This is a genomic window from uncultured Clostridium sp., from assembly GCF_934754915.1.
In the GTDB taxonomy this organism is placed as follows: Bacteria; Bacillota; Clostridia; order Clostridiales; family Clostridiaceae; genus Clostridium.
Map to the genome: position 1 here is coordinate 1 of NZ_CAKVKB010000158.1, position 6,473 is coordinate 6,473.

The 6,473-nt window shown below is 27.7% G+C and carries 4 protein-coding genes; all 4 read left to right on the forward strand.

Annotated elements, in window-relative coordinates:
* The first annotated feature begins 357 nt into the window (after nt 1-357).
* The 4 genes from Q0F58_RS16180 (at nt 358) to Q0F58_RS16195 (ending at nt 5,972) form a co-directional block, all read left to right on the forward strand.
* Entirely contained in the window at nt 358-3,714 is a 3,357-nt protein-coding gene (locus Q0F58_RS16180) for a DEAD/DEAH box helicase family protein (protein ID WP_294378859.1), read from the forward strand.
* A 64-nt stretch (nt 3,715-3,778) separates the two neighbouring features.
* On the forward strand, nt 3,779-4,000 hold the full coding sequence (locus Q0F58_RS16185; RefSeq protein ID WP_294378861.1) for a YdbC family protein: 222 nt from the start codon (nt 3,779-3,781) through the stop codon (nt 3,998-4,000).
* Between the two features lie 22 nt (nt 4,001-4,022).
* Nucleotides 4,023-4,823 (forward strand): endonuclease NucS domain-containing protein, encoded by an 801-nt coding sequence (locus Q0F58_RS16190; protein ID WP_294378863.1) that lies wholly within the window; start codon nt 4,023-4,025, stop codon nt 4,821-4,823.
* 96 nt (nt 4,824-4,919) lie between these two features.
* Nucleotides 4,920-5,972: a toll/interleukin-1 receptor domain-containing protein gene (locus Q0F58_RS16195; protein ID WP_294378865.1), complete on the forward strand. Its 1,053-nt coding sequence runs from the start codon at nt 4,920-4,922 to the stop codon at nt 5,970-5,972.
* The last annotated feature ends 501 nt before the right edge of the window (nt 5,973-6,473 follow it).

The window sequence follows — 6,473 nt, forward strand, 5'->3', positions numbered from 1 at the left end:
CACCAATAGAACTCCAAAATCAATTCGCAGATTTTGTTAAGGTAATCGACAAATTAAAAGTTGCATTACAGAATAGCTATAAAATTATGTGAAATTCATTAAATTTAATACAAAAATAACCAATTAAAACATAATTTTGATGTAATGAATAATATGCTGTATATATATGCACCTGGATATGTTATATAATTACATATATAAAATAATAAAGAAAATAATTACAAATTAAGGTTTATGTTGAAGTTTTAATATTGAAAAATAAGTATATGCAATAATTTACATAAGAAGAAAGAACAATGTATAAGGAGAGATTGAAAGAATATGGATATGTTGTAGATAAGTAAGGGGGAGATAGTTTTGTGTACAAACTTTGAGTTTTTAAAGTTTAAAAAGGAATTTAATGCTTTTTCAGATGCATGTATTGAAGCAGAAAAAAGTATATTAGTTAGTCCTGCAACGACTGCAATACTTTCAAGACGTGCTTTAGAATTGGCAGTAAAGTGGGTTTATGCTTATGATGATGATTTAAATTTACCATATCAGGATAATATAAGCTCTTTAATTCATAATAATAGTTTTGTAGAACTTATTGATAGTGGAATGCTTGATATACTTAAATTTGTTATACATCTTGGAAATATAGCTGTTCATACTAATCAAAATATAACAAGAGATGAAGCAATATTATCATTAAACAATTTATTTCAATTCATAAACTGGATTGATTATTGCTATGGAGATAATTATACTGAGAAGCAGTTTGATGAAACTTCACTTTTAAAAGGAGAAGAAGAAAAGAGGGTAAGACCTGAAGAACTTAAAAATTTATATGAAAAACTAAGCTCAAAGGATAGAAAACTTGAAGAAATAATAAAGGAAAATGAAGAGCTTAGAAAGGAAATAACAGCTAAGAGAAAAGAAAACACTCAGAATTATGATTTTAAAATTGATGAAATAAGTGAATTAAAGACAAGAAAAATATATATAGATGTTGAGCTTAAACTTGCAGGATGGGATTTTAAGAAAGATATTGAAGAAGAAAAAGTATTATATGGTATGCCTAATAATGCTGGAGAAGGTCGTGCTGATTATGTTCTTTATGGTGATAATGGAAAACCAGTTGCAGTAGTTGAAGCTAAGCGAACAAGCAAAGACCCTAAAATAGGACAACAACAGGCTAAGCTTTATGCTGACTGCTTGGAAAAACAGTATAATCAAAGACCAGTTATATTCTTTACTAATGGTTTTGAAACTTATATATGGGATGATTATAATGGATATTCAGAAAGACGAGTATATGGATTCTTTAAAAAAGATGAACTTCAGCTTATGATTGATAGAAGAAGTATGCGTAAGTCATTAAATAATATAGATATTAAAGATGAAATTTCAAACAGATATTATCAAAAAGAAGCAATAACAAAATGTTGTGAGGAATTAGAACAGAGAAAAAGAAAATTACTTCTTGTTATGGCTACAGGTACTGGAAAAACAAGAACAGCAATATCTTTAGTTGATGTATTGCAAAGGCATAAATGGATAAAGAATGTTCTATTTTTAGCTGATAGAACAGCCCTTGTAAAACAGGCAAAGAAAAACTTCTCAAAATTGTTACCAAACCTTTCACTTTGTAATTTATTAGATAGCAGGGATAATCCTGAAGAATCAAGAATGGTATTTTCAACATACCCAACAATGATGAATGCTATTGACGATACAAAAGGTAAGGATGGTAAAAAGTTATTTACATGTGGTCATTTTGATTTAATAATTGTTGACGAATCTCATAGAAGTATTTATAAAAAATATAAAGCTATTTTTGATTATTTTGACAGCTTTTTGGTAGGACTTACAGCTACTCCTAAAGATGAAGTAGATAAAAATACATATAGTATTTTTGACATGGAAAATGGAGTCCCTACGTATGCATATGAATTTGAAACAGCTGTTGAAGACGAATTCCTTGTAGATTATGAAACTTGTGAAGTTAAGTCAAAGATAATGGAAGACGGAATAAAATATGATGAGCTTTCAGATGAGGATAAGGAAGAATTTGAAGAAAAATTCAATGATGATGAAAATATAGATGATGAGATATCAAGTACGGCTGTAAATGAATGGCTTTTTAATGCTAATACAATAGATTTAGTTCTTAATAAGCTTATGGAAAAAGGTTTAAGAATTGAAGGTAATGAAAAACTTGGAAAGACTATTATATTTGCTAAGAGCCATAAACATGCAGAATCTATTAAAGGTAGATTTGATGTGCTATTTCCTGAGCTTGGTAGTGGTTATGCAAAAATTATAGATAATAAAATTAATTATGCAGAATCACTTATTGATGAATTTTCAGATAAGAATAAAGAACCACAAGTAGCTATAAGTGTTGATATGCTTGATACAGGTATTGATATTCCTGAAATATTAAATCTTGTATTTTTTAAAAAAGTACGTTCAAAGACTAAGTTCTGGCAGATGATAGGAAGAGGAACAAGGCTTTGTGAAGATTTGCTTGGAGTAGGAGAAAATAAAGAAAAGTTCTTAATATTTGATTTTTGTAATAATTTTGAGTTCTTTAGAATGAATCCAAAGGGCTTTGAAGGAAATATGGGACAAACATTAAGTGAAAGAATTTTTAATCTTAAAGTTGATTTGATAAAAGAACTGCAAGATTTAAGATATTCAGATGATGATGAATATATCAATTATAAACAGGAATTGTTAAATGGAGTTTTAGAAGCTGTTAATAATCTTAATGAAGATAATTTTATGGTTAAGATGAATTTGCAGTATGTCCAAAAATATAAAAATAAAGATGAATGGATGGCACTTGGAGCAGTAAGCACAAAGGAAATAAAAGAACATGTTTCTCCTTTAATAACTACGTTAAATGATGATGAACTTGCTAAAAGATTTGATATATTAATCTATACAATAGAATTGGCTAATCTACAGGGCAATAATGCAACAAGACCAATAAAAAGTGTTATAGATACAGCAGAGCAGTTATCTAAAATTGGAGGAAATATCCCAGATATTATAGAAAATAAGTATATTATTGATAAAGTTCGAACAACAGAATTCTGGGAAGATGTAGATATATTTGAACTTGATGAAGTAAGAGAAGTTTTAAGAGAATTGTTAAAGTATCTTGAAAAAGAAAAACAAAAGCCATATTATACGCATTTTGAAGATATGGTTATAAATGAAGAATCTCATGGGGCTATGTATAATAGCAATAATCTTAAAAATTATAAGAAGAAGGTTGAATATTATTTAAAAGAGCATGAAAATGAGATGGTTATTCATAAGTTGAAAAATAATAAACAACTTACAGAGCAGGACGTAAAAACTCTTGAATCTATTATGTGGAATGAGCTTGGTACAAAGGAAGATTATAAGAAAGAATTTGGAGATATGCCAGTAAATAAGCTTGTAAGAAAGATGGTTGGATTAGACAGAGCAACAGCTAATGAAATATTCTCTGAATTTTTGAATAATGAGAATCTTAATACAAAGCAGATACATTTTGTTAAGCTTATAGTTGATTATGTTGTTAAGAATGGATTGATTGACGACAATAGAGTTCTTATGGAAGACCCATTCAGGACTGTTGGAAGTTTAACTGTTCTATTTAAAGATAATATGGATTCAGCAAGAAGTATAATGAATAAGGTTTCAGAGATTAAAACAAATGCTGAAAAGATTATATAATTTATTTTTTTAGTATTTTCTATAAATTTTTAATTAAAAAATCATAGAAGGAAGTTGAGAATAGATGGTAGACATTAAATATGAAATAAAAGAAGCAGTTGGTGTTATATCAGAATCACCTAAGGGTTGGACTAAGGAATTAAATCTTATAAGCTGGAATGGTAAAGAAGCAAAGTATGATTTAAGAGATTGGGCTCCTGAACACGAGAAGATGGGGAAAGGTATTACTTTAAGTAAAGATGAATTAATAAAATTGAAAGAACTTCTTAATAGCATGAAATTATAGTAATAAAGGAAGTGCAGTATAAATGGCAGAGAAACCTTATGTTTGGCAAATGATAAAAGAGGCTATGGATAATATAGGAGACAAAGCTTCGTATAGTGATATTAAAAAATATATTCATAATAAGTATGGAGAAGTCAATGATAATACAATAACATGTCAGATAATTGTGTGTACTGTTAATCATGCTACAAGAATTCATTATCCAGAAAATAAGAAGCCTAGAATATCAGATACTAAATATGATTTTTTATATACTACAGGAAGAGGGCAGGTTGAAAGATATAATCCGGAAAAACATGGTATATGGGAAATAAAAGAAGATGAAACAGGAAAGTTAATTGTAGCTGAAAAAAATGATGTAAAACATGATATCAATGTTGAAATAAAAGAAGATTCAGCCCAAAAAGATGTAGAAGAATATTATTTTCCATTAGAAAGCCATCTACGTGATTTTATTGCTCAGAATATAGATACTATAAAAGTAAATGGAAAGTCCTTAAAGTTATATGTAGAGGATAATGGAACTGATGGGATTGAATTTAGAACAGATGTTGGCATTATTGATATACTTGCTCTAGATGAAGAAGATAACTTTATAATATTTGAACTGAAATTAAGTAGAGGAAATGATGCTACATTAGGGCAGATATTAAGATATATGGGGTGGATAAAAGCTAATATTGCAGGTGACAAAGAAGTTCATGGAGTTATTGTTGCAAAGAGCATAGATGATAAGCTTAAATATGCTATTACCCAGGTTAGAAATATAACATTATTTGAATATGAAATAAATTTTAATATAAATCCTGTTTCTTTTAATTAAGCTAAAAAATGTGTAGTTGTTTATATAAAAAATTATTGATAAAGTAAAAGAGTATTTCTGTAATTAATAAATAATACAAAATGGAGGTGGAAGTGCATGGTAAATATGTTCGTATCATATTGTCAAAAGGATTCTGTTTATGCTGATAATATTGATTTGTATTTTGCAAATAAAGGAATAACAATACATAGAGATATAAGAGATATTAGCAATTGGAAGAGTATTCGTGAATATATGGGAACAATTAGAGATATGGATTATGCTGTCTTGATTATATCAGATAACTATTTAAAATCTTTTAATTGTATGTATGAAGTTTTAGAAGTAATGAAGGAAAAAGATTATATGAATAAAATTTTTCCTGTTGTTGTAGAAACAAGCATATATCCATCTGCTGGAAGAATACCTTATATAAAATACTGGCAAGATAAATATAAAGAATTGCAAGAACAGATAAGTCAAATAGATATTGTTAATGCAGGAAATATAATAGATGATTTAAAAAAAACTCAAAATATAGTTTTATCTATGGATGAATTTTTATATAAAGTAGCAAATATGAATAATCCTAATGTTTCTGATGTTAACAAGGCTATAGAGGATAAATTACAGCAAAGTGGTTTATTAAATAATAGTTCAGTAAGTGCTGAGAATAAATCATATAATGCACAAGCACAAGGTAATGATATTTTTTTAAGCTTAAATATTCCAAAAGCAAATATGAGAGTTGAACCAACTGACTTAGAGAAAAATCAATTTATGAGTAGAAGTTTTCAGGAGATTAATAATTTGATGAAAGAACTTTCAGCTCAATTTGAAAATAATAATACAAATATACAAGTAGGTATAGAGGCAGTAGATAGCAGGACGGTTATTTATCAATATTATAAGAATGGTAATCAGGTAAGGTTCTTAAAATTGTCTCTTGGAAATTGGATGGGGATGCGAGAAAATACCATAGGTATTTCATGTGAGAATTATTCTTTTGGCAATAATAGCTCATATAATGGAATGATTAGCTCAAAAGTTGAAGATGGAGAGCTGAAATTGTATTTCTCATTATCAATGTCATTTAATCAGAAAAGTATGTCAGTTGAAGAGGTTGTAAAAGAAATATGGGTTAGTTATGTACAGCCATATTTAAATTGATAATATGTACTATACATTTAAATCTGCATATCTATACAGTATAATATGGAGCGCTTACATTAAGTTAGGAAGATATGATTTTAGAAACCTATAAATACAGAGCTTAGAATATATGAAAAATTCTAATTAATATAATAAATATAATGTAGCAAAAGTTTTTGAATTACTTCTGCTATATTGGTTTACTATTAAGAAATAATATTATCTATTAAAGTATTGTGTGAAAATAGAAGTCTTTTGATATTATATAGTTTTTGTTTTTGCAGATACTATCTAAAAGCTGTTTTGATTTTATTATATTTTAAGTTACAGCTAAAATTTAGATGCATGCTTAAAACAGAGGGTAAGATGACTTTGGATGATAAGTAATACTTTGAATGTAAGCTTAAACTTATGGATAAGAAAAGCAATTATTTCACAGTATCTGAAGAAAGAAAACTTCTAAGTAGACTATAAATCTATGAATTTAAAGCAAAATTATAAGTATCACCAGAATAAATA

Excerpts from the sequence above, each read along its gene's own strand:
- Q0F58_RS16190 (WP_294378863.1), top strand. The coding sequence starts at position 4,023 with ATGGCAGAGAAACCTTATGTTTGGCAAATGATAAAAGAGGCTATGGAT.
- Q0F58_RS16195 (WP_294378865.1), top strand. The coding sequence starts at position 4,920 with ATGGTAAATATGTTCGTATCATATTGTCAAAAGGATTCTGTTTATGCT.
- Q0F58_RS16185 (WP_294378861.1), top strand. The coding sequence starts at position 3,779 with ATGGTAGACATTAAATATGAAATAAAAGAAGCAGTTGGTGTTATATCA.